Genomic DNA, 25,019 nt, shown 5'->3' on the forward strand with positions numbered 1-25,019 from the left:
AACGCCTCATTTCAAGCTATAGTTGTCACTTTTTACAAACACCTATTATTCAATCCCTATGTACCCGATGGCTACTCAACTGAGCAGCCATCTTTTCAATTTTCCAGACACCGTCTGGAATTTTTAATATGCCGGAATACCGTATCCATAGATATTGCTGCTTCCGACTGTGTACTGTCTTTGCTTGCAGGCGTCGCCTGAGTTGCCCTCTACGGTATAAACTGTGCCATTCTCACATTTCTCTACAATACCAACGTGGTCTGTTGTACCGTCGCCTTCCCAATCAAAGAAGATAATATCTCCTACCTTTGGTTCATAAGTGCGGTCTTGCCATTTCCCATTTGACTTAAACCAGTTTGCACCATCCACGCAACCTGCAAATTTCGGAACAAGTCCGCTTTCAATATACCCGCATTGGTCAGCACACCAAGATACGAAGCAGGCACACCATTCCACTCGACTGTTAAAGCCGTACCAACTCCAGTAAGGTTGTCCGCCCTGATTGCCTAGCTGTGTCAAGGCAACCTCAACAATCGCCTGATTACCTCCGGCAGTAAAGGCTCGCCCATACGGATAGTACCTCAGAACGTGAGCCGGATATTGGGTATCTCCATAACTGTCCCAACCAAGCCTTTGTGCCTGCTGAGTGGAAAACTCCACTGCATTGGCATAAGAATAACCGCCGTAATTCGTTTTTGCCCAAGAAATATACCCATTACCGAAGTTGTAGCCTTGCAAGGCAAGTTTGATATGCTCCATATCTATCGGACTTTCCACTTCTGCCGAAGTAAGAGCCGCTTTCAATTCCTGAACTCCACACTGGATAGAATATTCAGGGTCTTTAATTCCATTAGGTTCGTGCGGATACCTTGTATTGAAACTTCCCTCTGCTGCCTGCATAGGGTCAAGTCCTCTGCCGCCGCTTTCCTGCATCATAACCGCCTTGATAAGTTCTACATACTCAGGAATGCCGTACTCTTTGGCATACTTCTGTATGATGGGTTCATAGGCTTCTACCTCTGCACTTACCGGAGTATAGGAATTACTGTCACTCCCTCCTCCGAACATTGCTACGGCAGCACCAAACAACACAACAATCATAATAATCAGCACCGCTATCCAACCGCCTGCGGCGATTGCTGCTACAAGTGCTTTTGTCCCTGCAATAATCGCTTTGACTGTCGCAACAGTAGCTTTCGCTGTGGCTTTGACGGTATCTGCTGTGGCTTTCGCCGCTTTCTTTGCCGTCTGAGCCGCTTTCTGTGTTGCTTTGGCTGTTGTTTTTGCTGTTTTCTGTGCTATAATGGCAGCTTCTTTTGTGGTCTTAATAGAAGTCTTTGCCGTTTGTTCTGCGGTCTTGACCGACCTCTGAACAGTATTGGTTGCACCTTTCGATACGGTCTTGACTGTCGTATTTCCTGCCGACCTTGCAGACTGTTTAATTGTTTTCTCCGTACTCTCCAGAGTTCGGATGCTCTGTTTTCCGACAGGATTGACCGATTGTTTTTGAAGCTGCTTCTCTGCACGCTTGGTCTTAAAATTCTCAATCCCCGTTTTGGCTTTCTGATAATTCTGCCTTGTTTCACGCACACCCCATCTGCCAACTTTATCCGCACGGTATGCAGTTTCGTGAACAGCCCTATCCGTTGCCACTTCGATTTTATCGGAAGCATATTCCTCTGCGGAATTTTCCGAAGCATTCGTGGAATGTTCTGCCTTATCTTTCGTCATCACATAGGCTTTCTTCATTCGCTCCGTTGCAACTGCTGCCTTATTTATGGTCTTGATTGCACCTTTGCTTGTATCTCTTGTTTTTATATCAGCCATCGGTTTCCTCCTTTCTCGAAAAATAATAGAGAGTGGGGTTTAATCCACTCTCTTAGCGACAACAACAAGCCTGCCATTGTTTCTTGAATATTCACAAGTAGAAAGAGAAATAAGCTTGTCGCCATACTCTGCCGATACTCCGGTATCATACAGAGAAAGTTCCTTGCACTTGGCAACATACGCATCAAACTCTGCCGCATTTTCTGCGTCCGTAAACTCATAATACTTAAAGCTGTCAGAGCTGTTTGTATAAACAACCGTCTTAAAGACTGCAATCACTTCATACTGGTGTCTGTCCGTCAGTGTATCAAAGGTAATCATCTTATGACCTTCCCAAAAGCTCTTGTTTCTGTACTTCATCAGTCCCGTAAACATCGAGCCGTCATTCATATGGTGTCCGTATATAATGATGTTATCTGAAGGTTTCTGCACATCACAATTTTCCTGCACATATGGACAGCCATAAGCGGAATCGGTCTTATCAAACTTGTGCTTCAGGTAAAAGTTCGGCTCATTTACAGACTGCACGACCGGATAGTTGATATTGGTATCCTCAACCTTTATCCACCCCACCATATCCTCATTCTGCCGATAGAGTTCAAGATATTCCGCAAGATAGTCCTTATCTTCCGAAAACGTCACTCCCTCATTTTCCTTTGGCGGCTCGTCCTCCACAATCTCCGCAAGGTTATCATAGACTTCATTCTGCTTGGCAGAGTCAATGTGATTACGGATAATAAAGAAGGTGCTTACAGACAACACTACCGTAAACACCATCGCAATAATAATATAGATTTTTCTGCTCATTTTCTCTTACCTTTCCATATCGTTTCTCTTAGGTGGAGTCAAATCTCTGCAATACTCCGGATACCTCAACTTGATACCCTCCATGAAATACGGAGCATATCCACAACAGAACAGTTCCTCCGGTGTATAGAGATTTTCCCTGCCTTCTTCCGTAAATCCATTCCAGAGATTAAAGGCAAGGTGGCAGACCTTGACTGTGCCACTGGTCTGCCAACCGCCATGCATACCTTCCGGTATGATACAGTCCCTCTTGAAATCAAACATCTTTCCGATATTCATTCTCGTTTCTTCTGAAATACCCATCACATAGAAAAATGCTCTGTGATAGCAGTCGTTGACTTTGCACTTATCCAAATTTTCTAATACAAAATCTCTGTGTGCAGCATTGCGAAATTGAATTTTAGACATTGTAAATCCCTCCTTACGCTTCGCCCGGCTTGGTCGTCATCAGTTTATAAAGTTTCGTGTTCTTAGGGAATTTGTTTGCAAACGGTACAAGCGAGCTTCCCACCTTGATAAGTCCGTGTCCTGCTTCCACATTCGTGATATAAGACATCTGAAGGTCGGAAATATTCAGAAGTTTTGCAAGCTCAAGCCTGTCTGTGGAAGCCTGATTCAGCATAATGATAAACTCTGAGTTTGCAAGCATTGTTCTCGCTGTGTGGCTCTGCAAAAGGTCATCGACGTTCTGGGTAATTCCGCTTGCGTATGCACCGTATTTTCTCACACGCTTCCACAAGGTAAAGAGAAAGTTTGCAGAGTATTCGTGCTGGAACAGAAGATAAATCTCATCAATGAAGATAAAGGTATTCTTACCCTTTGCACGGTTCTGTGTGATACGGTTCAGGATAGAGTCAAGGACAACAAGCATACCAATCGGCATAAGCTGTTTACCCAAGTCAAGAATGTCATAGCAGATAAGGCGGTTATTGGTATCCACATTCGTCTGCTTTGCAAAAGTGTTCAGAGAACCATGCGTAAAAAGCTCAATAGCAAGTGCCAGTTCCTTTGCTTCCGGTTCGTCCTGCTGCAAAAGTTCTGCCCTGAAATCCTGCAAGGTCGGTATATGTCCCTGATAATCATTCTGCTGATAACTGCGGTACACGCTTGCCGTGCAACGGTCAATGATAGACTTCTGCTTTGCTCCGAGATTTGTTCCGCCGATAAGCTGTTCACAAAGGGACATAATAAACTCGGATTTCAAAATGACAGGGTTTGCACCGTCGCCGTAATCCTTATTCATATCCATTGCATTGATGTGATTGTCGGAAGTAGCAGAAATATTGATTACTTCTCCGCCCATCGCATTGACAAGCTGTGAATACTCTCGTTCAGGGTCGATGATGATAATATCCGCATCTGAAGAAAGCACCTGATTGATGATTTCTCCCTTTGCCGCAAATGACTTACCGCCACCAGATACACCGAGAATAAAGGAGTTACCATTCAAAAGCTGCTTACGGTCTGCGATAATCATATTTTTGCTGATAACATTCTGACCGTAATAGATACCGTTCTCGTGGAAAATATCCTGCACCCTGAATGGGATAAATACCGAAAGGCTCTCTGTTGTAAGTGTTCTGAACGCATCAATCTTTCTTGTTCCAAACGGCATTACCGTGTTGAGTCCATCTACCTGCTGAAATCTCAGTGTTGCAAACTGGCAAAGATGTTTTCTTGCTGTGGTAAGCAATGCTTCCGTATCATTCTCAAGCTGTTCCTTACTGTCTGCTGTAATAACCATTGTGATAACAGCGAACATCATTCTCTGGTCACGGGTCGTAAGGTCATCGAGGAACTCTTTCATTTCTTTCTTCTGCTGCTCCATATCATACGGAACAGTTGCAGAGAAGTTGTTATTGGCATTCTGCCTACGCTGCCAGTTTGTGATATTGGTTTCCACACCAAGCAGACGGTTCTCTGCTTCCTTTACTGCTTCATCAGTTGGAACGGGAACAATATCAATGGACATCATCAGATTTCTGTTCATATCCGTAAGTTCCGCTACCATACTGTCTTTGATATAGGACGCATATTCACGAAGAAAAAGGACTCTTCCATAACGGTTTCCCATCTTGAAATAGTCCTTTTCAAATTCCATTGTGTCAGGACAGATATAATCCTTAAAATCGTGTCCTTTTTTTCTTGTTTCCTTAATATCAAAATGGAAAGAGCTTTCCTCTCCCACACGATAGAAGTCGTGGAAAATACGAAGTCTTTCGTCTGTTTCCAGCTCCACACACTTACTTCCGAGCCTGCCGAAGTGAGCAATCAAATCTGCACCGACACGGGCGAAATAAGTTCTTGCGTCCTCCACACTCTTTTTGTTGATGGAAATGGTAATATACTTATCCTGAACAATGGAGTTTGCACCCGTTGCCTTATCAAGAAGCATTTTGTTGTATTCTTCTCGATACTCATCCAGATTATCTCCGGTTGTCGGAATAAGAATTGTCTGCTCAAAATCCAGTCTGTTGAGCCGACGATTATTGATTGTGATTTTTGTCGTTGCACCACTATCAAGAGAGTTCAGAAGTTCAGAATATTCAAGGAACATCGCTTCCTTATCCTCACGGCTTGCCACTGCATAGTTAATATCCGTAAAGCGGTAGGTCTTTGAATATTTATCCTTTCCCACTTTGAAAATGCCATCATCAAAGATAGCTGCCACGGGAATAACGTCCTGCACACCTTTCGGTACAACAAATTTTTCTTTATCCTGTTTAAACAGGTTCGTAAGAGTCTTAATCATAAAAACTCATAACCTCCTTTATGGTAAAAAATATCGCCACTAATTTTAGTGACGATACATCAAATTGGTTTTATTTAGTTCCAGTGCTTTCTTGAATTATATACATTATTGACTGCTTCAATATAGCAAATGAAAGAGGAATGGTTGTAATCGTTGGAAGTCAAATACTGATTTTTTATTCTCAGATACTGCTCTCTAACTGATATCCATTTTCCTTTTTCTTTGATACACTTCGCTTTCTCTCTAATGTTTCTTGAATTGGGTGCTTGATTCCAGAAATATCTGTTTGGAAAATATCGCTTATCGTGAATAAGACGATGATAGTTTCCGTCTGTATCCTCGCAGACAATACAAATATCCATTGAAAATTCTGTACTATTTCCCTGATTAAAGTGTCGCTTTTCCGTTGTCAAAGATGAGGTAGAATCTTGGCAGTCGCTCCACCCATATTCTCTAAGAACAATATTGAAAGCCTTTCTGACACATTCTTTGATTTCTTTGCAATCTTCCCAATCATCTATTTTTGTAATTTCAAGATTATAATCCAAATCAATCGGTCGATTAGCATTTTGTAATATCAGGTTTCTTGCACCACTACCCACGAGATAGAATGAAGCACCAATATCATATTCTTCTTTAAGCGTATGACAAAGGTCTTGCATTATTTCTCCACATAACGAACGCATACGGCTCAGAAACTGTTTGTCTTCCACATACTTATACATATTAACATTTCTCCTTTCTTCCCAAGCCGCCCATCTAGTCAAATGCTAAATCATTATAGTATATTCAGAAAGCACTTGTCTGTCAATAGCTTAAATCTCATTTTATGTTTTAGATTCTCGGAAATGGTCTTTCTGCTTCTGTTCAATGCTTGGCTTCATCAGTTCGTAATAAACATTGGTGGAGTGAAATACCAACTTCTTCGGCATTAAAAACTCCGACTTTATCCACGCATAAATTGCTTTCTCTGCGGTCATACCGTTATACTTCACAAATCCAAGTGCCGCAAACGGGGCAGCACCCAAAATGCACACCCACGATACGGTTTCCGTGCCAACATACGGTCTGAGCAAGAAATACAGTCCTACCGCAACGCCACAAGCGAGAACAGAAAAAATGAACTGTCTGAGCGACAGTCCAAAAAACATTGACTCTGTATAATTTCTGATTTCTCGGTTAATTTTTACTTCCATATCTGTTTCCTTTCCTGCGGTTTCGGTCTTTCTCCCTCACGCATTTATCATTCAGGCAAAAGACTTTGCCTTTCCGTTTACCGCCATAGTAAACACATTTCTTACAATCTCTTTGGTTCATCTCAAAATCTCTCCTTAAAGTCCCATCATCTCTCGGATAATACGGTCAGACATTTTCACTGCACCGACAAGAACGAGCATATTAAATACCAGTTCCCCGATATATGCCCACACCTGCGTAACTGCTGCTGCATCAGGATTCACTACTGGCGGCGATGAAGCAAATACAGAGAAAATAATACAAGCAAGTACAATGACTGCCCCTTCAAGCAGAACTGCACAATAGCTCTTGATAAAACTCTTGCCGACATTCTGTGTAGGTTCTCCTGCAAATGTGGAAAGCGGTATCGGTGCAAGTGCTGTGTACATATACAGTTTGAAAAATCTTCCGTACACCGTCATTATCAGAATAAACGACAGCACCGTGATAAATAATCCTCCGATAAGCGTTACCGCCCACAAGGGGATACTTTCGAAAAATCCGCAATCCTCTATGGTCGTTACCATCTCTGCGGGCAAGGTCGTCTGTTCCGGAGTTCCAAATCCGGCAGCATTCATAATGGTTGAAATCGTACCCTGCACGATATTAAATAGTGCAAGCATAAGTTCCATTCCGTATGTGATAACACCTTTCGCCAGTGCAAAACGGACAAAGAGTTTTAAAGCGTGTTCCGGTTTCTTCACATCTGTAAAACTTCCGCAGGTCTTTACCATACCTATCACGAAGAATAATACAAGCAAGGCAAGCCCGATAGCCTGAACTGCACCGTTGATGTCAACGATAACCTTCCAGATGTTCCCGCCCTTAAAGTTCTGCGGTGTAGTTGTGATGAGCGTCCATATTTCCGACAGTTTTTCATTCCAAGTTTCAAGGGCATTTTCAAGATTTTGAACTACCCAGTTATCACTCATTCAAAGCACCTCCTTACAATTAAGGGGTGTACCTTAACTTGGCACACCCCTCGATAACTGTGTAACTCTTATCTTAGCCTGTGATAAGAGTAAGGATTTCTTTCGCAAAAGTGATAATGACACCACCCGCAAGAGTCAGGAAGCCATTGGCTCTCTGAGAAGGGTCGTGAGATTTGAGTGAAAGACCGACCTGCACGATACCAAAGCCAAGCAAAATCATACCGATGGCACGGATAAGTCCGAAGATAAAATCGGACAGATTATTGACTACGGTAAGCGGGTCATTCGCTGCAAATGCAGTCGTTGTCATTCCAAGTGCCAACGCACCGACAATGACCATTGTGCAGTAAGCACGGAAGCCTTTCTTAACCTTTCCGGTCATAGGCAGTTTCTTTGTTTCCTGAATGTCAGTTGCTTTTTTCTTAAAAATAATCATAGTTGAATACCTCCAAAATTTAATTTGTTTGATTTTTTATGAACAGAGCTTCCATCTCCTCATCGGAAAGAAGTTCCCAGTTCGTTTCTTCCATTTCCTTTTCAGGAAGTGTTGCAGGGTCAATGTCCCAAATAGCAATCGAAGCAATATCTTTTGTGACTTCTCCGTGTTTATAAGGACTTGCCTTTCCGTCTGTGGTAAGTGCCACATTCGGGTGTTTCATAATGTCATATTTGAAATCCATAATGGGTCTTTCCCCACGGATAAATAAAATAGCGTACTGATTATCGAGCATACGCACCTCATCAGGGGTAAGTAACTCTCTGCCGCTAATCTGATAGTTGGTGGAATAATTACCGCTTCTTCCGGTACTCTTTCCGAACGTGTTGGTATCAATGGTTTCCTTGCCCAACAGCTCCGACACATATTTATGGGTTGACTGCTCATTTCCACCAAGGTAAAGAAATTCATCGCAGTTACTCACAATGCTCTCCCACTGTTTTTCAAACAAGGCTTTAAGCTGTGCCAAGTTCTGTAAGATGATGCTTACCGATACCCCACGGGAACGCATAACCGACAGTATCTTGTCGAAGTCGTCCGGCAGTGAAACATTGGCAAATTCGTCCATCATAAAATGAACAGGCATCGGCAGACAACCGCCGTGGATATGGTCGGCTGCATAAAATAACTGCTGAAAAAGCTGTGTGTAAAGAATGGATACCAAGAAGTTGAAACTAGAGTCGTTATCCGGTATCAGTGCAAACAGTGCCACCTTTTTCTCTCCGAGTGACTGCAAATCCAGTTCATCGGCAGAAGTAAGAGCAGCAAGACTTTCCAAGTTAAACTTTTCAAGCCTTGCTGCAAGGGTTATCTGTATGGATTTTAATGTTTTGGAAGAACCGGAATGATAAGAGTGGTAATACTTCAAAGCAATGTGGTCAGGATTATCTATCATCAAATCCGAAAACAGATTATCAAGCGGAGAAGGACTTGGGTCGTCCTCGTCCTCAATCGCCCCGGCTCTGAGCATTTCCATTACCATCGCAAAATTCTGTTCTTCCGGCGGTGCTTCATAATGCAGATAAAATACAAGTGCAAGCAGAAGCATTGACGCTGCCGTATCCCAAAATGGGTCATTGCTCTGTGAACCTTTCGGAGTGGTACTCTTAAAAAGATTGGTTACGAGCTTCTGCACATCATTGTCATTCTGCAAATAAACAAAAGGATTGTAACAATGGCTTTTCTCCATTGAAATCAAATCAAGCACACGCACTTCGTAACCTTTCTTCTCAAGAAGATGTCCCGTATCTCGCAGGATTTCCCCTTTCGGGTCTAATATCACATAGCTGTTTCTTGCAGCGTTCATAATATTAGGCTTTGCATAAAATCTTGTCTTACCTGCACCGGAGCCACCGCACACAAGCGTATTCAGATTTCGTCTGTGCTTCTTGGCATTAAGTCCAATGCACACATTCTGAGTCATCAGCTTATTTTCTGACAGCGGCTTTTGTCGGTACTTTTTATCAATGGCTCTGACATTGCCCCATTTGGCAGAACCGTGTTCCTCTCGTCTGCGGTAATTCTTTCTTGTTGAGAAATAAATCCCGATACCCATTCCATAGCATAAAAGTAAAATGAGGACAGTTTTCAGGCTGTCCCCACATAATTTTATGGAAAATGGATTATCAAAGAGTGTCGCAAGATTGGCTGCTATCTCCGGCAATCCTCCGCTTATGGAAGGTGCAATCAGAAGTGCCAACCATATGACCGGAACGATACCGACAATGGATAAAATAATGGCAGTCTGCCTGTCATTATCTCGCTTCATCTGAGCGTTTCCTTTCAATCACTTTGAACTTTTTCAATGGGGCATTTCCGACTTTTACAAGCAGGTCGTCTACTGCGTCTGCGGACTTGCCTTCCTCCATCAACTTTGTTTTCTCATCGTTTAAGGAGCGAATGACAACACCGTGTTCATAATCGTCCAAAGCAATGTGGTAGAGTTTTTCTTTTTCCATATCTGCCCTCCGTTATCTCTCATAGTCCTTTGAACGCTCCTGCTTCTTGCGGAACATTTCATCAGAGATATGACTGTGAATTTCTGCCATTGCATTTCGTGTCTTGGAAAGCTCCGCACGGATTTCTTTCGGCTCTTTGGAAGCCAGTCCCTCCGGAATACGGTTAATTGCAAAATTCTGTGTATCTACGCCATACTTCTTGCAAATCATATATCCGATACACACTGCCTGAAAGCCCATATCCCTGCGGCTGTAACTTTCGCTGTTGATGGAAAGCTGTGCGTGTCCAAGTTCCTGAGCGACACACTGAGCAACTGCTACGCTGTCGCCCACATTACGCTTCACATACAAGGTCTGCTTTTCATTATTATAGAAAGCTGCCATATTCGGATACGGAAGTTCATCGGTTGCCGCAACCTCCACCGGAGATACATCAAGCATTGTCGTGATAAGTGCTTTCGGGTCACGGTTTGCTGATACTGCCGGAGCTTTTCTTCCATTTGTCTGCGTAACATCAAATACCTTTTTGACATTGTAGGAAATACCCGGAGAACCATCTGCTCTTGTGTATTCCACTGGTTCAAGGATAGAAATACTCTTTGCCCCTTTGGTAATCTTCACATTGTCCTTACCCCAATCATCAAAATCTTTAAGCTGTGTCGCCTGCGGATACTGACTGTAAATAAGGAGAGCATTTGCTGCGGAATATCTGTCCATTCGACTCTGCGTATCAAGAAAGTTCTTGAACTTCTCAGGGTCACTCACAATCTCACGGGCAGCATCATCAATCATCTGATAGACTTTTTCTTTTTCTGCTCGCTTCTTTTCTGCATACTCCTCTTTGGATAATCTTGGCTGATTACCGCCAGCCTTTGCGGGTTTGAAATCATTTGTCATAGTGAATTACCTCTCTTTTGTTTTGGGTTTCTTCTTCGGCTGACGGTGTAACGTCTGACCGTTTTTCTGCTGCGGCTTCTTGCCGTCTTTCTTAACCTCCGGCTCTTTACGCTCTGCTTCTTTTTGCTGTTTTGCCTGTGCCTTGTAACGGTCAAGTTTCTCTTTGACCGATGGCTTTTCCACTGGCTTTGCAACACCCTTATCAGATTGCGTTTCTACCGGCTCTAAGTTTTGCCTTGACAGAGGGCTTTTGTCTGTTTTGGCGACTGAGGGGTTTGCGTTTGCTCGCTCCTCTTTCTGCATTGGATTTCTGACCGCTTCTTCCATAATGATTTCACTCTTGGATTTAGTCGGCTTTTCTTTTTCAACCGCTTCACGGTCTGCGATAGCTTTCTCTGCTTCACTGACAATCGAAGCCTTATCCACTTTGCCAAGTTCAAATCTTTCAACGATACGCTGAATTTTAGAAGCGTCCTCTGCTCTTGCGATAATATCTACCGGAGCGTTCTCTCCCTTTGTGTTCTTATCTCTGAGGACACAATAAAGAACACCATAGCGTTTTGCCTGTTCGGTAAACTTCTTCAAATCCTTTTGCGGAATGGAAAAGACTTTCAGCTCCTTGCCTGACTTAATCATATTGGTAAGCCTTGCTTTACCCTTCGTCTTTTGTTCCTGCTTCAGAACCGATACCAAAAGCAATGCGATATTCTTCGCCGCCGAACCGCTTAATCTTGCAGCGACTTCAAATCCTTCAAGCGAAAGCCTAACGACCTGCTCTGCTGCGTCACCACCGTTGTTCATAGCGTGATTTCTCCTTTCTCTGCTGTTTTTGTTCCTCTGTTTCGATATGCTCAAGGTTTTCTTCCATAACCTTTGACCTCTCCGCAATATCCTCGCAGAGTTTTACTTCCCGTCGGAGTTTTTTCAATTCTCCATTGATAGAAGCGATTTCATCTTTTGCCGCCTGAAGCTGACCATCATCAATATTTGTTCTTATCTTTTTTCGGAGATGTGTTCTTCCGGCAATCAGATTTTTCATCTGCTCCTCTAAGGAAGTCTTATATGAAAAAAGCTGTTCGTCCGTGGAAATATTTTCTCGTCCGAGCAGCCTTACTTCATCAGTAATCTTATCGAGCTTCATCAAATCATCTTTCAAAAGATAATGAAGCCTTGCGTTATTCTGTTTCTTATACTTGGGCAGATAACCGAGTCTGTAACAGTAATACAGATACAACCCATAAAGTCCGCCTTTCTTTTTCAGCTTCTGCCCTCTGGTCTGCATACGGTACTGTCTTGGTTTATAAGTTGCCCTCTGGAACGGCTCAATCTCTGCCCATCTGTCACGATTTTCTTTGATACGCTCTACAATCCGGTCATTGGTATAATCTGCTCCGAGATTTTTCAGTCGTATCGGCTTATCGTATCCCTTTGGAATGACCGTCCAGTATTTTCGGCTTGGACTTAGGTTATAGGCATATCCCATTTCCTTGAGAGCAAACTGAAATTCTTTCAGGGTCTTGCTGTGGTCGATAGCATAATCAATGGCTTCCTTTGCAACCGAGTAGCGTGTCGGCATACCTGCCTTTTCTTTCATCGTCAGATACTCCGACTGCTTACTGCGGTTCGGATTCGGGTCATAGTAAAGTCCGTACTTCTCACAAATTCTGTCTGCAACTTTTCGGAATTTGAACCACGCTTTTTCCTCTCCCCACAAATGTTTGCCATCGACAAAAGAAATAGAGTTGATGACAAAATGACAGTGCAGGTGCTTTGTGTTCAGATGGGTTGTCACAACAACCTGAAATCTTTTCCCCCACACTTCATTTGCAAATTCCATTCCGATTTTCTGTGCCATCTCAGGAGATATATCTGTTTCCTTGAAACTCAAATATCCGTGATAGGCTTGGATACCGTCTGTCTTTTGGTACTGTTCCTTAACCGTTATGAACTGGTCACGGGCAATCGCCACATTACAGTTGATACCCTCAACATAAAATTCTCGCTCTGTTTTTTCTTCATCTTTTGCATAAGCAATAACATCAGCAAGAGCCTGATACTGTTCAGGTGAAAACTCCCTTTTGATATTTGCAGAAGTCTTTTCGGGATTGGTTGCATAGTCAATGACCTGACCGAGCCTTTCTGTTACCGACCACAACTTTGTTACTGCCATTTCATTTCGCTCTGATTTGGACGAAGATATGTCCTCTCAATCTCTGACTGGAACTTATTCCACTTTGCAGCTTCATTCTTCAGCATAGGTGCGTCAATGAAACCAAGTGTATTCGCTTTAGCCGCAAGCTGATTGATGTTATTACCGATAGAGGACAGTTCTCTCATCACATCATAGAAGCGGTCATCGGGTTTCTCTTTCGGCTCGTAACCTCTGATAAGTAAACGGATAAGTCCTGCTTCGGAAAGACAAGCCTTCTTTGCCTTTGCTGCCAAGTCCTGTGCTTCCTTGCGGTTAAAGCGTACAATCTTCTGAATGTTTCTCTTTCTCATAATCGGTATCTTCCTTTCTCTTTACTCTGCAATCTTTGTTAATCTGGAATAAGCACATCATCGTAACGCCAAGACAACTGCCGAGCAGTGTTCCGGCGGCAATAAGTAATAACTCTCTCAAATCAAGTTCTCCTTTCTCACGGGGTATTAGGGGCAACCCCTAACGAGCCTTTTACCGTTTGGGAAACTGTGTTTATCCAAATGGTCTGCTCGCTAAGAATAAACATCTCCTCCGGGTTGCCCCGTTCTCAGGCTACTATCTCTCATAATCCTTTGATTTCGGCTTAAAAGGTTCAGCCACGATATTGCCGCCCACATCCTTAGAAAAGCGTTCAGGATACTTGAACTGTTCCTTATACTTCTTCATCATATCGTCCGGCAAGCTCTGAAAGCTCTCACTCTCAGGCGGTGCATAACAGATAAAGAACTTGCCGCAGATAATATCAACCATCTCTTTCTTATCGTTGTCCTGCACATAAACAGCACGATTAAGCGGAAGTCCTCTCATCTTTCCTTCCTCATTACAGATGATTGCAACGTCATCATCAAAGGGCATATATTCCTCAATATCCCCTCCGATAACCTCCTGCATTGCTTCCAGAGTGTCGTCGATTACAATTTCCTTCGGGTACTTTTCCGGTTCTACCAAGAGAACTTTAATCTTTGTATCATTCATCGTTCTTCATTCCTTTCGTGTGTTTTTTTATTGTAAATTCCCATCCGCATACAAAGAAAATCGTTGAAGTCCTTACCTGCTTTTGGTGGTTCATCAACGATTTCATACTTATCCGGCAGAATGGTTTTTAAGGTCTGTGCTGCCTTTCTGCCCGCTATATCATTGTCAAAATGGATACGGATTTTCCTGACAGATGGATTACTGTCAAGATACTTTTCCAGTGCAATCGGTACTTTGCTGTCCTCAATTTTCTTTGCCGGAGAATACACCCCGGACAGCGAAACAAAGCTCATTTCTTTCCAACCCTGCCCGTTCAACTTCGCAAGCGTGGCATAGGATAACAGGTCTATGGCACACTCAAAGAGGTGTACTTCCTCCAAGTTTTCCTTACCAAGCCGAAAAGAATAATCTTTTTTACTGCCACTGCAATCGCCCATAATCCTACGCTTATTCGTGGAACGGTAGGCTGCATATTTCGGCTCTTTCTTCTCGTCATAGCCTACAAACACAACATTGTGATACGGCAGACTCTCAAAGATAAGGTCATTAGAGATACAGTAATTGATGATTTCAAAATCTATTCCTCTCCCGAAAAGATACTCTGTAATCACTCTGTTGGAAGCACATTTTTCAGGGAGAAGAAGCGGTTTATTTTCCTCTTTTGGCTGTGGCTTTTCATAGACCGGAGCCTGAATCGCTGTGTGTCCGATAATGGTTTCCACCGCTTCAAGGAAGCTGTACCCTTTGACCTTAATCAGATAATCCAAAGCACTCCTGCCACCGATACCTCTCGACCACCATATCCATTTCCCATTTGAAATCTTCAAACTGTCGTGGGTTCTGGTGCAATAGGTGTTACCTGAAAACTTAACCAGCTCATACGGTTCATAATTTCTCAGATAGGTTAATAAGTCCATCTGCTTCGCCTGAATGATTAACTCAGGTGCGATAAATGGCATATCGACCACCGCCTTCCTGTTTATCTCTCATACGATTTCTCCTTTCTGCCGCCGACTGCTTCGCCCTCATCAGGCTCTCCGCCGACAATCTCATTTTCCTTTTTATCCATATTGAGCAGGATATTCAGCTCGTCAAGTCGGGCAGTTTTTGCCCTCAATTCTTCCTCCTTTGCAAACGGCTTTTCGATTTCCTGCTTCGCTGTTTCAAACTGTTTCTCCGTATTTTCAAGGCTGTTTTTCGTATCAGCAAGTGCTTCCTCAAAGCGTTCTATGCCGTTATCTATTCTCACGATATTACCATGAGCATCATCGCCAAGCGGTACATCTCTGCTTGTTTCGCCTTTTAATTTCACAACATAATTACGCTGCACCGTATCAAAATACAGTTCCATTTGAAAGCCACGGTACTCGCCAAGTGGTATCGCATCGGGACTGTTCATTGACTTGCAGGCATTGATGATTGCCTGACCAGCTTCGGCTTTTTCGGAATAAGAAACACCCGATACCATCATTCCAAGCGGCTGCTCGTCTATCGGTTTCGGGTGTGATTTTGCTGTTTCAACATCTTTGGTAAGTCCCTCTACACGGGATTTTAAGTAAGCAATCTGTTGTGGGTAGAACTTGATGACCTTATCCTCCAGTCCATATTTCTCCGATAAAAAATTGGATTTTAACATCTTTAGCTTCTGTACCTGAATGTCTAAGTCCATCTTTTCTTTGATATACGGATTGCCTGTTGCAAGCATTTTTATCTCCGCATAGGACAGTGCGGTTTCATCAATATCCTCTGCCGACCTGACCGGAGATTTGCTCGTCATAATCTGACTTGCGAACTTCTGCTTACCTTCCACAAGCTGATAGAGGTATGCATCAAAGGTCTGCTCTGTTACATAGCGGTAAATATCTACCTGCGGATTTTCATTGCCCTGACGGACAATTCTACCGGAACGCTGCTCCAAATCTGAAGGTCGCCACGGACAATCCACATCGTGAAGTGCGATAAGTTTGTCTTGCACATTCGTTCCTGCTCCCATCTTTTGAGTAGAGCCAAGAAGCACTCTGACCTCTCCCTTGCGTGTCTTTTGGAACAGTTCTTTTTTCTTCATATCCGTGTCGGCTTCGTGTATAAATTTTACTTCACTTTCAGGAATACCTCTCTCAATCAGCTTCTTTCTGATGTCGTTATAGACGGAAAATGTTCCGTCATTCTTCGGCGTGGAAAGGTCACAAAACACAAGCTGTGCCGATTTCTTGTCGGCATTTTCTTTCCATATCCGATAGATGTTATCGACGCAGGCATTGATTTTACTGCCCTCAAAATCAGGCAGCATATCGTTGAGCATACGCTGGTCAAGAGCCAGTTTTCTTCCGTCATTTGTGATTTTCAGCATATTATCTACGCTTGAATCCACACCGCCGCCACGCACCTGCTCGGCTCTCTCTGCAAGGGAAGCAACCATTTCCTTCTGCATTTCCGACGGCTTTACTGCAATGTTATGGTACTTTGCTTCCGGTACTGGCAGGTTCAACATATCTGCTGTTTTAATGTCCGCTATCTCCTTGAACATCGCCATTAGTTCAGGCAAGTTATAGAATTTTGCGAACCTTGTCTTTGCTCTGTATCCTGTTCCTTCGGGAACGAGTTTGTCAAGATGATTTTTGCAAATTTTCTAAATTCAAATAGTTATCTGCTGAAAAATCTCCCAACATCTCGTGTCTGCATATTTCTTGAAATACCGTATTCAAAGGCTTCTTTGCTCTTTCCGATTGCTTCACATTGACAATAAAAGTTGTTTTGCCTATTCGTGTTGTATAAGATAAAGTGTTTTCTTTCATATAGTCCGTTTCTCCTTTTCATAAATTGACTGTGGGGCATTCCGTTTGGAACACCCCACAAATACATCTGCTTCATCTGAACATATCAAGAAGTCATTAAGTCGTGAGTGTAATGGAAATGGTTATCTTTCCATACCACGCTTGTTTCTTCGTGCCTTGATACGCTCCTGTCTTTCTTTTTCCCTTGCTTCTTTTTCGGCTCGTTCCTGTGCTTCCTTAAAAGAAAAAAGGTGCTTCACTTTTTCGGTAAAAAGTTTAGCAACTTCGGGGAAATGTTCCAACGCTTCAAGAAAAGGTCTGCACTTTTCTTTCAGTTCGTTGTATTTGGTTTTCATTCGTTCCAGTGCGTTTGCACTGTCCATATATTTCTGTCGGTAATAGGTGGCACTTTGCTCAAATTTCTTGATTTCCGCACGACTGGTAATGCCCTCTTTGGCAAGGGCAGTCAGTTGGGAATAATCCTCCTTGGAGATTGCCATTTTACCTGTGATTGTTTTCTGCCCCATACTGTCAATTTCGTTTAAGGTTTTTGAAATATGACGGGCAGGCTCATACTTAACCTGTTCCTTTTGAATACGCTTCTGCAACTTCTCCAATCGTTCTTTGTCCTGTTGGATTTGATATTGCAGGGAAGTTAAATGCTCTGCTGTACTTCCGTATTCGCCACGCTGAAAGCCTTTGAACCCTTGTTCCGTCATATAGTTAAACAGTTCATCTTGCAGTATGCTGTATGAAGCTCGAAACATCGGCTTGCCGTTCTTCTTTAACAACGGATTTCCTTTTTCATCGGTCATCGGAATATCCGATTTCCATTTCTTTGAATGGCTTATCTGATTGACCACTTCCTTGACCGTTCCACGCAGTTTTTCGTCTTTGCAACGCTTGCTCCACAGGATTTCTTTCTCCACAACAGGCAGAACCATTGTGTGAAGATGATAATGGTAAACCTCTTTTCCCAGTTCCTCGGTTGCGGCTACATTGATTTCATCAGCGTGCATTACTGCCGATATTACATTATCAGCACCGAATTTTTCTTCAATGAAATGATAGGCTTCTTCATAAAACTGCTTTGCGTATTCATAGCCACCGTTACGCTCGAAGTACATCGTGTTCACATCAATCACAATCTCATCAAACAGCGTTGCGTCTTTCCTCAACCCTCGAAGCGATACCATACCGTCTGTTTCCATCTGCTTTAACTGTTCCATATAGGTCGGGGCAGTCGGCTTTTTGAAATGCACATTAAAGGGTATTCGCTCTACAATTACATTCATATTTTCGTAGGTTTCATTCTTGCGTTCGTTGTGCCTTTCCGCCTTGCTCACATCAGAAGCGGTGTACTGTTTTACCCTTGCACAACTCATATCCGCCTTGTCGGTTTTTGTCATTTTGCTCTCCTTTCTCGGCAGGGGCGAAGCCATTACACAACATTCTTTGAATGTGTGTAACCCACTATGACACTTTCAGACTTCGTCTGCAAAGATGTCGTGGGCAAGGGAGTTCCCCCTTGACCTCCTTTTGATACCTCCATCATAAAAACAGACTGTCCTCCCATCAGACAGCCTGCATTTATTCTCTCGGTATATCGCCCATCGGCAAAGACCAGTACCACAGAAAGCCTTTCTTTTTGGAGATAACTCCTGCTTTCTTCTTTGCCTTTTTGATGGTCGATTTCTTGAACCCTGCGGCTTCAAGTCTTTCTTCGCAATCCGAAGAAAGCATTTCTCCGTCTTTCAGAATTTCCAAAAGAAATTCTTTCGCCTTGATTTCCTTTTCGTTCGGTCTGCCCATTTTAGGGGCAAGGGACTGGAACGCTTCTTCTGCTGTCATTTCCATTTCAGAGATAAAGTCCACGCCCTTTTCTGCCACCTCAAAGAGAATTGCCGAGCCTGTCGGGGCAAGGTTTGATTTCACCTGCACCATATATCTTTCCGCAGGTGCTTCCTTGTTCGGTGTGCGTGTGATTGCAAGAATACTTCTTGCAGCACCCGCAATATCAATCGAACCGTTGGTGCGATAAAGAGGGTTGGTATCTCTCATCTTGTTCATATGAGCGATAATCACAATGGCACAGCCAGTATTCTTCGCAACCGCAATCAGATGATTAAACTCTGCTCGTGTTTCGTTGGCATTGTTCATTGAACAGTTCTCTCCGATATAGGAACTCATCGGGTCAAGAATTAAAAGTTTTGCGTGATACTTTTCGATTGCTTCAGCAATACGGTTATCCCCAAAGGATAAAGATTTTTCATCTTCCTTGATGAAGATAAGGTTTTCTCCGTCTCCACTGGCAGAATTAAATCGGGGTACTACCGTATCGTCTGCGTCATCTTCCGTTGTCTGATAAATGATAGTCATAGGTTCTGTTTCTTCATCGGTAAAGGGCAAGGCTTCTCCTTTTGAAAGCAGGGCGGCAATGGAAAGCATTAACTTACTTTTTCCATCGCCCGGATCGCCCTGCAACAGCGTAACTTTGCCGAACGGAATATACGGATACCACAGCCATTTCACTTCTTTCGGTTCGATTTCACTTGCCTTGACAACTTCAAGAGGTACATTTACATTCATTTCATTTTCCATTTTCATCATTATTCTTTGTTCTCCTTTTTGATAAATATTTAGGGCAATGCACTACGATACAGCGGAAACTCTGCTTGCAGTCATTACTGCATTTTCTGCAAAGTTCGTTGTAGGTAATGCGATTTCTTTCATTCAGAAACAACGCCCACTCTTGTTTCCGTTTCTTGCTCATCCTCGGCATATCAATCCTCCTTTCCGCCTGAAAACAAAAAAACCACAGGGAAGATACTTACTGCCTTGTTTCTGTCATTTTTCGGGGCGAAAATCGGGCAAAATTGCCTTTCTAAGCCTTTCAAAAAATCACACAAGGTATTCGTACTAACCTGTGGTTATGTATGAAATTGTAGGTTTTGGGTAACAAAAAACACCGTATTTCTACGATGTTTTTGTCTGATATATTTTTTGTGTGAGGCGATATAATGGGTAACTTTTCAGTTTTTCATTTGGCATCGCAGGTGTTACTCGCCTATTTTTTCAAGCATTGTATCATAAATTGCTTGAGTATCTTCGACATCGTTCATTCCAATAACAAGGGTTTTCGTTCCAGATGTTAGTACAACAAATTCTTTGGCACCCGTATATGCGTACAAGGTATAAGAACCAAACTCGTCATTCTGAAAAATGCCCATCAACAATCTTGCCGAGCCAAACCCGTTTGTTCGTACTCCCACATCTAAATCTTTGCGATACTCGATGGTATCTACCTCGGAATAATCAATCTCTAAATCTGACCAATAAGTTGCATTGATGGTAAACGAGGTGTCCTCACAATGAACTTCTATATTACCTGTAAACATCAAAACTGCAACGCCAATGAGAATGATAGGTACGATGATAGCGGATATTTTAACTGCAATCTTTTCTGCTTTGCTTCGTGGTGGTGTAGTATATACAATACCTTCTTTTTGATGTTGCTTATAAATGTAATAGGAATAAACAATAGGAACAATCACCATAACGGCAATCACGCAGACCATAATCCACACCATTGCTGTAAGTGGGAGGAAAACTGAAAACAGCATAATCAGTCCGCCGACAACCCAGACCTTACCGCCAAATCTATGTGTTTTATTCCAATTCTCCTCGTTATTCAAGGTCCAAGAAATCTTGATACCCAGCGTTCTGTTTTGCTTAACTTTGGGTAAGTAATTGCCTATAAAGATGAACATTACTCCGAGCAGAGCAGGCACAAAAACTGCTAAATCAAATTCTTTTCCAAATGCAGTACGATACATTATTCCATTTGTGAAAAGAGATACAACAGGCAAAATCCAGAAAATCATACCTAATGCCTTGGGATTCTGCTCTTTCTGCTTCTTGTCAAAAAGTGTAAACAACAAGCAAACAAAATGCAATATCAAAGTAATGGCTGGCAAACCGAAAACAGCGAAAACCTTTCCGCTGAACCCATCAGCATTTCCATCTGCTCCCCAGTGGGTTGTCATAGTATCAGGTAACTTATCCCACATAATGAGACCAAATATCATCGGCAGTAAAATAATGATGGATGAAATTATGATTCTTGATTTATTCTTTTTAAGCATTGTCGCCATCTCCTTTCAAAGCTGCAATCCAAAGCATTGTTTCCTCCAAAACAGAGGTGTTAATTTCGTAGAAAATGAATTTTCCCTCTCTTGTATCTCTGATTAAATCAGCATCTTTCAGTACCGATAAATGTCTTGAAATAGATGGGGCTGTTACGGAAAAATGCTCGGTAATTTCACCCGCTGACATTCGCCTTTTTTTCAGCATATTCAGAATTTCACGACGAATCGGGTCAGCAAGAGCTTTTAGTGTCTGCTGTAATCCCATTTATACAACCTCCTTTAACAATTAACCTAATTGTTAATTATTATTATATGCACAAAGCAAGTATTTGTCAATAGGTTTCACTGTCTTTGTTTGTAGCTTTTTTATGAATATCGACTCTGTAACGCTCAATTCCTAAAAATCGGTGGGGTGGTATGTTGATACCCCTATGTATGTTTTTAGCAGTCAAAATAAGTATTTCATTGTAGCTACTTCCATTACACTCACGACTTAATGACTTCTTGAATACTTTCCAAAAAAGAAAACTGCCATCAGTTAAGACAGCAGTTCCTTTTCGGTTGGTATGCTATTAAGAATACACAATATCGTTCAATACAATCTCGTCTGCACAGGCTCGGATATTATTCATCAATCCGACCCATTTCATCATATCCTCCGCTTTCAGTTGTTCCGTCACACCTTGTTTTCTTGCCATCCCCTTTATCAGATACTCCGCCATATTACACGCCGAAGTATCAATTTCAGTAAGGTGTTCATATAACTTTCCGCTTGTAAGCAGATTGAAATATAAGACTTTCTTGTGTTCCCTTAAATATCTTTCCCTCATTCTTCCGTATTTTGTGAGAGCAGGGGGTTCTTCGTTTTCTATCGTCAAGCAGGGATAGTAATAATCTCCGATGAGTTCGTACTGGATACCGGTTCTTTCATCTGTGATAAATCGTTGCATTTTGATTTCTCCTTTTGCTTCTTATGGTAAAATTCCAAAGATTTCTCGTTATGGTTCTGCTTTTGACATTCCTCGGAACATAATTTCTGCTGACTGTGTGTAGGCCAGTAGGTACTGCCACACACAGCACAGACACGCTGACGATAATAATGATTTCCTTTTTCTGCTTCTCTGTCGGCTTTTGTCTTGTCCTGCCTTGCCTGATAGCAACAGTCCTTTGAACAGAAAATCTGTCGGTTGCTTGTAGGGATAAATTCTTTTTGGCAATGAGGACATACCTTTGTCTTGACGATTTCTCCACCGTTTTCAGCGAGTTTTTTCGCCTTTCGCTTCTCTCGGTAGGCTTTTTCACGCTCACGCTGTTTTGCCAATCGTTCCGCTTCTATCTGTTCTTCCTGTGCCTTTATTTCAGCAAGTTCTTCTTCCGTATAGGCAATATCGACCTGCCCGACATAGTTGAAATAAATATCAACCTTTTGTGTCCTTGCTTTTCCCACTCCCTCTGCTTCATAAACCACAATCTTGTCAATGAGTTCGGCAAACATCAAATCGGATATTTCTGTCGGCTCTTTGCACTTGCGTATCAAGGAAATGAAATGCTTAATATCAACCGTATTTGCCTTTTCTTCGGTCAGTTCCTTTTGCATTTCCTCAATCTTCGTTTCCAGTTCAGCCTGCTCGTCATCGTACTGCTTCATCAGTTGCTTATACTGTCTTTCGGGCAGTAAACCCGATACAAGATTTTCATACAAACCACGAATAAGTTTGGATAGTTCATCGTATCGCTTTTGAAAACGGTGCAATTCCGATTTATTCTGCTTCGGCTTTTCTGTCTGCTTCTCATTCCAAAGTTCTTGAAGTTCCTTTGCAAAGGCTTCTTCGTCATTCAGAACAAATTTTGATAATCGTTTTACAGCCGATAATATCAAGGCTTCAACATTATCAACACTAATCGAATGGGCAGTACAAGAGTTTACTTTGCTTGCATATCCACCACAACGATAAGAATACTGCACCGAACGGTCTTTTTTGCTGTAATGCGTTTGCAGTGTCATTCTTCTGCCACAATCCGCACAGTACAGATAACCGCTTAAACGATTGTTATGCGTACCTTTTGCCGCTGTTCTGTTCGCTCGTTTCTTTCGCTTCTGAACGCTGTCCCAAAGTTCCTGCGAGATGATAGGCTCGTGCGTATTATAAAATACATACTGTTCATCTTCATCGGTATTCTTTCTTTTGTGCAGTTTGAAATTGGTGCTGACCGATTTACGCAAAACAGTATGACCGAGATATTCCTGTCTGCTTAAAATCGTTCTTATGGTTGACATTCCCCAAGTATATGGGTCTGAAAACTTCGTTCCATTATACTGCTCGGGGTGATATTCCTTTGCGTGTGCTGCCGGAATTAAAACTTTTTCTTCGGTAAGCAATTCAGCGATTGCTCTCGGACTTTTGCCCTCGTTGGCAAGCAGAAAGATACGCTTTACCACCTCGGAAGCCACAGGGTCAACGACAAGCGTTTGTTTATCGGTTGCCAGTCGGTTATATCCATAGGGAATAGAACCGCTACAACGCTTTCCGTCTTTCATACGGGCATCAAACACAGCCTTGATTTTATTGCTTGTGTCTTTGGCGTACCATTCGTTCATTATATTCAAAAACGGGGCAAAGTCATTATCCGAAGCATTGTTGCTGTCGATACTGTTATTTATCGCAAGAAAACGGACATCTTTCTGTGGAAACAGAACTTCCGTATAAAAGCCGACTTGCAGATAGTTTCGCCCCAATCGGCTCATATCCTTAACGATAATCGTTGCGACATTTCCTGCTTCTACTTCTTTAATCAACTCTTGAAAACTCGGGCGATTGAAATTCACACCCGAAAAACCATCGTCAGTAAAATGGCGAATATTCGTGAACCCATTTCTGCGAGCATAATCTTCCAAGTATTTCTTTTGGTTGGTTATTGAATTTGACTCACCATTGAGGTCATCATCTCTTGATAAACGCTCATAGAGTGCTGTAATCTTTGAAGTCCTTGACATTCTCTTATCCTCCTTTCTTTATGTAATCTGATTTAGCATTACAGGAATTACTCCCTCTGCTAATAGGAGAAAATAGGGGTACAAAGCGGAACTGTTTTTCAAAAAAATCAAAAAAATTTTTGAAGTTCTGAAACCGACTTTGATAACCTATTTTCAATTTAGGAACGCATTATTTATCGTCCTACTAAAGTATAGCCCTCCGGTGTAAGTTCCACTGCCGTAATGGTTTCTCCGAAAGTGGAAGCCCAGGCGTCAAAGTGCTGCAACCCATTTTTCACAAGCGTGTTGTACTGCAAATATCGCTGTATCGTATAGAGTTCCACCATACTGTTTGAGATAGGTGTACCCGTTGCAAATACGGTTCCTCGTCCTCCGGTAATCTCGTCAAGGTAACGACACTTCATAAAGAGGTCGGAAGATTTCTGTGCTTCCGTCTGTGCGATACCGCCCACATTACGCATTTTTGTATAAAGATAAAGGTTCTTGTAATAATGGCTTTCATCAACAAAAAGCCTGTCTACACCAAGTTCCTCAAAGGTTACAACATCATCTTTTTTCGTCTGGTCATTGAGTTTATCAAGTTTCTGCTTGATAGATTTCTTTGACTTTTCAAGCTGTTTTATGGAGAAGTTTTCCCCTCGGTTTCGCTTGAGTTCCGCAATTCCTCCGGTTATCTCCTCAAGCTGCTGTTCTAAGATTGCCCTCTGTCTTTCAATGGACATCGGGATTTTCTCAAACTGTGAATGTCCGATGATAACTGCGTCATAATCTCCGGTTGCAATCCTGCCGCAGAACTTTTTACGGTTTTTGGTTTCAAAATCTTTCTTTGTTGCGACAAGGATATTCGCCGCCGGATAGAGCTGCAAATACTCAGCCGCCCATTGTTCGGTCAAGTGATTTGGTACAACTGGTGTGGTATAAAAAAGTTGACATCTTATTCTCAAGGATTTCATGATAGAATCAAGAGAATAAGGAGGTACTCAAAATGGCACGTAAATATGACCATGAATACAAAGTAC

Annotated in this window: 27 protein-coding genes and 1 pseudogene; all 28 read right to left on the bottom strand. The window is 42.4% G+C overall.

The features are described 5' to 3' along the window. Positions 1-123 precede the first annotated feature (123 nt). The gene (locus ACTQWB_RS17215) at positions 124-1,827 is read right to left on the bottom strand and encodes a lysozyme family protein (protein WP_441502720.1); all 1,704 of its coding nucleotides are present in this window, start codon (positions 1,825-1,827) and stop codon (positions 124-126) included. A 39-nt stretch (positions 1,828-1,866) separates the two neighbouring features. After that, complete coding sequence (gene srtB / locus ACTQWB_RS17220; RefSeq protein ID WP_055062745.1) at positions 1,867-2,634, bottom strand: class B sortase; 768 nt, start codon at positions 2,632-2,634, stop codon at positions 1,867-1,869. A 6-nt stretch (positions 2,635-2,640) separates the two neighbouring features. Continuing rightward, on the bottom strand, positions 2,641-3,042 hold the full coding sequence (locus tag ACTQWB_RS17225; RefSeq protein ID WP_002594682.1) for a DUF6075 family protein: 402 nt from the start codon (positions 3,040-3,042) through the stop codon (positions 2,641-2,643). Positions 3,043-3,055: 13 nt separating this feature from the next. After that, entirely contained in the window at positions 3,056-5,386 is a 2,331-nt protein-coding gene (locus ACTQWB_RS17230; RefSeq protein ID WP_055062744.1) for a VirB4-like conjugal transfer ATPase, CD1110 family, read from the bottom strand. A 74-nt stretch (positions 5,387-5,460) separates the two neighbouring features. Then, positions 5,461-6,111 (bottom strand): hypothetical protein, encoded by a 651-nt coding sequence (locus tag ACTQWB_RS17235; protein ID WP_055062743.1) that lies wholly within the window; start codon positions 6,109-6,111, stop codon positions 5,461-5,463. A 102-nt stretch (positions 6,112-6,213) separates the two neighbouring features. Beyond that, positions 6,214-6,582: a PrgI family protein gene (locus ACTQWB_RS17240; RefSeq protein ID WP_118049505.1), complete on the bottom strand. Its 369-nt coding sequence runs from the start codon at positions 6,580-6,582 to the stop codon at positions 6,214-6,216. Next, complete coding sequence (locus ACTQWB_RS17245) at positions 6,566-6,703, bottom strand: hypothetical protein (RefSeq protein ID WP_017144064.1); 138 nt, start codon at positions 6,701-6,703, stop codon at positions 6,566-6,568. Before ACTQWB_RS17245 ends, ACTQWB_RS17240 begins: the two co-directional genes overlap by 17 nt. A 14-nt stretch (positions 6,704-6,717) precedes the next feature. Further along, positions 6,718-7,554, bottom strand: a complete 837-nt coding sequence (locus ACTQWB_RS17250) for a hypothetical protein (RefSeq protein ID WP_002594677.1) — start codon at positions 7,552-7,554, stop codon at positions 6,718-6,720. 73 nt (positions 7,555-7,627) lie between these two features. Then, positions 7,628-7,990 (bottom strand): hypothetical protein, encoded by a 363-nt coding sequence (locus tag ACTQWB_RS17255; protein ID WP_055215118.1) that lies wholly within the window; start codon positions 7,988-7,990, stop codon positions 7,628-7,630. A 19-nt stretch (positions 7,991-8,009) separates the two neighbouring features. After that, a complete protein-coding gene (locus ACTQWB_RS17260; protein ID WP_441502719.1) occupies positions 8,010-9,818 on the bottom strand; it encodes a VirD4-like conjugal transfer protein, CD1115 family in 1,809 nt (602 codons plus the stop codon). After that, entirely contained in the window at positions 9,805-10,008 is a 204-nt protein-coding gene (locus tag ACTQWB_RS17265; protein WP_008789327.1) for a hypothetical protein, read from the bottom strand. Before ACTQWB_RS17265 ends, ACTQWB_RS17260 begins: the two co-directional genes overlap by 14 nt. Before the next feature lie 12 nt (positions 10,009-10,020). Further along, positions 10,021-10,905, bottom strand: coding sequence for a hypothetical protein (locus ACTQWB_RS17270; RefSeq protein WP_055215114.1), 885 nt, complete (start codon positions 10,903-10,905; stop codon positions 10,021-10,023). A 6-nt stretch (positions 10,906-10,911) separates the two neighbouring features. After that, positions 10,912-11,706: a PcfB family protein gene (locus ACTQWB_RS17275; RefSeq protein WP_055215113.1), complete on the bottom strand. Its 795-nt coding sequence runs from the start codon at positions 11,704-11,706 to the stop codon at positions 10,912-10,914. Then, a complete protein-coding gene (locus ACTQWB_RS17280; protein WP_044681629.1) occupies positions 11,690-13,075 on the bottom strand; it encodes a relaxase/mobilization nuclease domain-containing protein in 1,386 nt (461 codons plus the stop codon). Before ACTQWB_RS17280 ends, ACTQWB_RS17275 begins: the two co-directional genes overlap by 17 nt. Continuing rightward, entirely contained in the window at positions 13,066-13,407 is a 342-nt protein-coding gene (locus ACTQWB_RS17285) for a plasmid mobilization protein (RefSeq protein ID WP_002594670.1), read from the bottom strand. The genes ACTQWB_RS17280 and ACTQWB_RS17285 overlap by 10 nt, the downstream gene beginning before the upstream one ends. Next, complete coding sequence (locus ACTQWB_RS17290) at positions 13,370-13,528, bottom strand: DUF3789 domain-containing protein (protein ID WP_087203228.1); 159 nt, start codon at positions 13,526-13,528, stop codon at positions 13,370-13,372. The genes ACTQWB_RS17285 and ACTQWB_RS17290 overlap by 38 nt, the downstream gene beginning before the upstream one ends. 135 nt (positions 13,529-13,663) lie before the next feature. Beyond that, positions 13,664-14,083, bottom strand: coding sequence for a DUF3846 domain-containing protein (locus tag ACTQWB_RS17295; RefSeq protein WP_441502718.1), 420 nt, complete (start codon positions 14,081-14,083; stop codon positions 13,664-13,666). After that, entirely contained in the window at positions 14,080-15,042 is a 963-nt protein-coding gene (locus ACTQWB_RS17300; RefSeq protein WP_441502717.1) for a DUF3991 and toprim domain-containing protein, read from the bottom strand. The genes ACTQWB_RS17295 and ACTQWB_RS17300 overlap by 4 nt, the downstream gene beginning before the upstream one ends. A 20-nt stretch (positions 15,043-15,062) precedes the next feature. Then, positions 15,063-16,628 (bottom strand): helicase-related protein, encoded by a 1,566-nt coding sequence (locus tag ACTQWB_RS17305; protein ID WP_441502716.1) that lies wholly within the window; start codon positions 16,626-16,628, stop codon positions 15,063-15,065. 61 nt (positions 16,629-16,689) lie between these two features. Continuing rightward, positions 16,690-16,878: a hypothetical protein gene (locus ACTQWB_RS17310; RefSeq protein WP_015533651.1), complete on the bottom strand. Its 189-nt coding sequence runs from the start codon at positions 16,876-16,878 to the stop codon at positions 16,690-16,692. Between the two features lie 122 nt (positions 16,879-17,000). Beyond that, positions 17,001-18,266, bottom strand: a complete 1,266-nt coding sequence (locus tag ACTQWB_RS17315) for a plasmid recombination protein (RefSeq protein WP_347991143.1) — start codon at positions 18,264-18,266, stop codon at positions 17,001-17,003. Positions 18,267-18,447: 181 nt separating this feature from the next. After that, positions 18,448-19,467 (bottom strand): AAA family ATPase, encoded by a 1,020-nt coding sequence (locus ACTQWB_RS17320; protein WP_195371352.1) that lies wholly within the window; start codon positions 19,465-19,467, stop codon positions 18,448-18,450. Beyond that, positions 19,448-19,639 (bottom strand): hypothetical protein, encoded by a 192-nt coding sequence (locus tag ACTQWB_RS17325; protein ID WP_195371354.1) that lies wholly within the window; start codon positions 19,637-19,639, stop codon positions 19,448-19,450. The genes ACTQWB_RS17320 and ACTQWB_RS17325 overlap by 20 nt, the downstream gene beginning before the upstream one ends. Before the next feature lie 277 nt (positions 19,640-19,916). After that, complete coding sequence (locus ACTQWB_RS17330; protein WP_195371356.1) at positions 19,917-21,002, bottom strand: SdpI family protein; 1,086 nt, start codon at positions 21,000-21,002, stop codon at positions 19,917-19,919. Next, positions 20,995-21,270, bottom strand: coding sequence for an autorepressor SdpR family transcription factor (locus tag ACTQWB_RS17335; RefSeq protein ID WP_177964253.1), 276 nt, complete (start codon positions 21,268-21,270; stop codon positions 20,995-20,997). Before ACTQWB_RS17335 ends, ACTQWB_RS17330 begins: the two co-directional genes overlap by 8 nt. Before the next feature lie 307 nt (positions 21,271-21,577). Then, positions 21,578-21,955 carry a TnpV protein gene (locus ACTQWB_RS17340; RefSeq protein WP_302198862.1) on the bottom strand — a complete coding sequence of 126 codons (378 nt, stop codon included), beginning with the start codon at positions 21,953-21,955 and terminating at the stop codon, positions 21,578-21,580. Continuing rightward, the gene (locus ACTQWB_RS17345) at positions 21,880-24,000 is read right to left on the bottom strand and encodes a recombinase family protein (protein WP_195371360.1); all 2,121 of its coding nucleotides are present in this window, start codon (positions 23,998-24,000) and stop codon (positions 21,880-21,882) included. The genes ACTQWB_RS17340 and ACTQWB_RS17345 overlap by 76 nt, the downstream gene beginning before the upstream one ends. Before the next feature lie 194 nt (positions 24,001-24,194). Next, positions 24,195-24,908, bottom strand: a pseudogene (locus ACTQWB_RS17350) (hypothetical protein); the annotation flags it as partial. Positions 24,909-25,019: the final 111 nt, after the last annotated feature.

Origin of the sequence: Blautia sp. HCP3S3_H10_2 (genome assembly GCF_052122375.1) — a bacterium.
GTDB lineage: Bacteria > Bacillota > Clostridia > Lachnospirales > Lachnospiraceae > Blautia_A.

What these genes read in the sequence shown, in the direction of transcription:
- ACTQWB_RS17215 (WP_441502720.1), bottom strand. Translation starts at nt 1,827, where the DNA reads ATGGCTGATATAAAAACAAGAGATACAAGCAAAGGTGCAATCAAGACC.
- srtB (WP_055062745.1), bottom strand. Translation starts at nt 2,634, where the DNA reads ATGAGCAGAAAAATCTATATTATTATTGCGATGGTGTTTACGGTAGTG.
- ACTQWB_RS17225 (WP_002594682.1), bottom strand. Translation starts at nt 3,042, where the DNA reads ATGTCTAAAATTCAATTTCGCAATGCTGCACACAGAGATTTTGTATTA.
- ACTQWB_RS17230 (WP_055062744.1), bottom strand. Translation starts at nt 5,386, where the DNA reads ATGATTAAGACTCTTACGAACCTGTTTAAACAGGATAAAGAAAAATTT.
- ACTQWB_RS17235 (WP_055062743.1), bottom strand. Translation starts at nt 6,111, where the DNA reads ATGTATAAGTATGTGGAAGACAAACAGTTTCTGAGCCGTATGCGTTCG.
- ACTQWB_RS17240 (WP_118049505.1), bottom strand. Translation starts at nt 6,582, where the DNA reads ATGGAAGTAAAAATTAACCGAGAAATCAGAAATTATACAGAGTCAATG.
- ACTQWB_RS17245 (WP_017144064.1), bottom strand. Translation starts at nt 6,703, where the DNA reads ATGAACCAAAGAGATTGTAAGAAATGTGTTTACTATGGCGGTAAACGG.
- ACTQWB_RS17250 (WP_002594677.1), bottom strand. Translation starts at nt 7,554, where the DNA reads ATGAGTGATAACTGGGTAGTTCAAAATCTTGAAAATGCCCTTGAAACT.
- ACTQWB_RS17255 (WP_055215118.1), bottom strand. Translation starts at nt 7,990, where the DNA reads ATGATTATTTTTAAGAAAAAAGCAACTGACATTCAGGAAACAAAGAAA.
- ACTQWB_RS17260 (WP_441502719.1), bottom strand. Translation starts at nt 9,818, where the DNA reads ATGAAGCGAGATAATGACAGGCAGACTGCCATTATTTTATCCATTGTC.
- ACTQWB_RS17265 (WP_008789327.1), bottom strand. Translation starts at nt 10,008, where the DNA reads ATGGAAAAAGAAAAACTCTACCACATTGCTTTGGACGATTATGAACAC.
- ACTQWB_RS17270 (WP_055215114.1), bottom strand. Translation starts at nt 10,905, where the DNA reads ATGACAAATGATTTCAAACCCGCAAAGGCTGGCGGTAATCAGCCAAGA.
- ACTQWB_RS17275 (WP_055215113.1), bottom strand. Translation starts at nt 11,706, where the DNA reads ATGAACAACGGTGGTGACGCAGCAGAGCAGGTCGTTAGGCTTTCGCTT.
- ACTQWB_RS17280 (WP_044681629.1), bottom strand. Translation starts at nt 13,075, where the DNA reads ATGGCAGTAACAAAGTTGTGGTCGGTAACAGAAAGGCTCGGTCAGGTC.
- ACTQWB_RS17285 (WP_002594670.1), bottom strand. Translation starts at nt 13,407, where the DNA reads ATGAGAAAGAGAAACATTCAGAAGATTGTACGCTTTAACCGCAAGGAA.
- ACTQWB_RS17295 (WP_441502718.1), bottom strand. Translation starts at nt 14,083, where the DNA reads ATGAATGATACAAAGATTAAAGTTCTCTTGGTAGAACCGGAAAAGTAC.
- ACTQWB_RS17300 (WP_441502717.1), bottom strand. Translation starts at nt 15,042, where the DNA reads ATGCCATTTATCGCACCTGAGTTAATCATTCAGGCGAAGCAGATGGAC.
- ACTQWB_RS17310 (WP_015533651.1), bottom strand. Translation starts at nt 16,878, where the DNA reads ATGAAAGAAAACACTTTATCTTATACAACACGAATAGGCAAAACAACT.
- ACTQWB_RS17315 (WP_347991143.1), bottom strand. Translation starts at nt 18,266, where the DNA reads ATGACAAAAACCGACAAGGCGGATATGAGTTGTGCAAGGGTAAAACAG.
- ACTQWB_RS17320 (WP_195371352.1), bottom strand. Translation starts at nt 19,467, where the DNA reads ATGATGAAAATGGAAAATGAAATGAATGTAAATGTACCTCTTGAAGTT.
- ACTQWB_RS17325 (WP_195371354.1), bottom strand. Translation starts at nt 19,639, where the DNA reads ATGCCGAGGATGAGCAAGAAACGGAAACAAGAGTGGGCGTTGTTTCTG.
- ACTQWB_RS17330 (WP_195371356.1), bottom strand. Translation starts at nt 21,002, where the DNA reads ATGCTTAAAAAGAATAAATCAAGAATCATAATTTCATCCATCATTATT.
- ACTQWB_RS17335 (WP_177964253.1), bottom strand. Translation starts at nt 21,270, where the DNA reads ATGGGATTACAGCAGACACTAAAAGCTCTTGCTGACCCGATTCGTCGT.
- ACTQWB_RS17340 (WP_302198862.1), bottom strand. Translation starts at nt 21,955, where the DNA reads ATGCAACGATTTATCACAGATGAAAGAACCGGTATCCAGTACGAACTC.
- ACTQWB_RS17345 (WP_195371360.1), bottom strand. Translation starts at nt 24,000, where the DNA reads ATGTCAAGGACTTCAAAGATTACAGCACTCTATGAGCGTTTATCAAGA.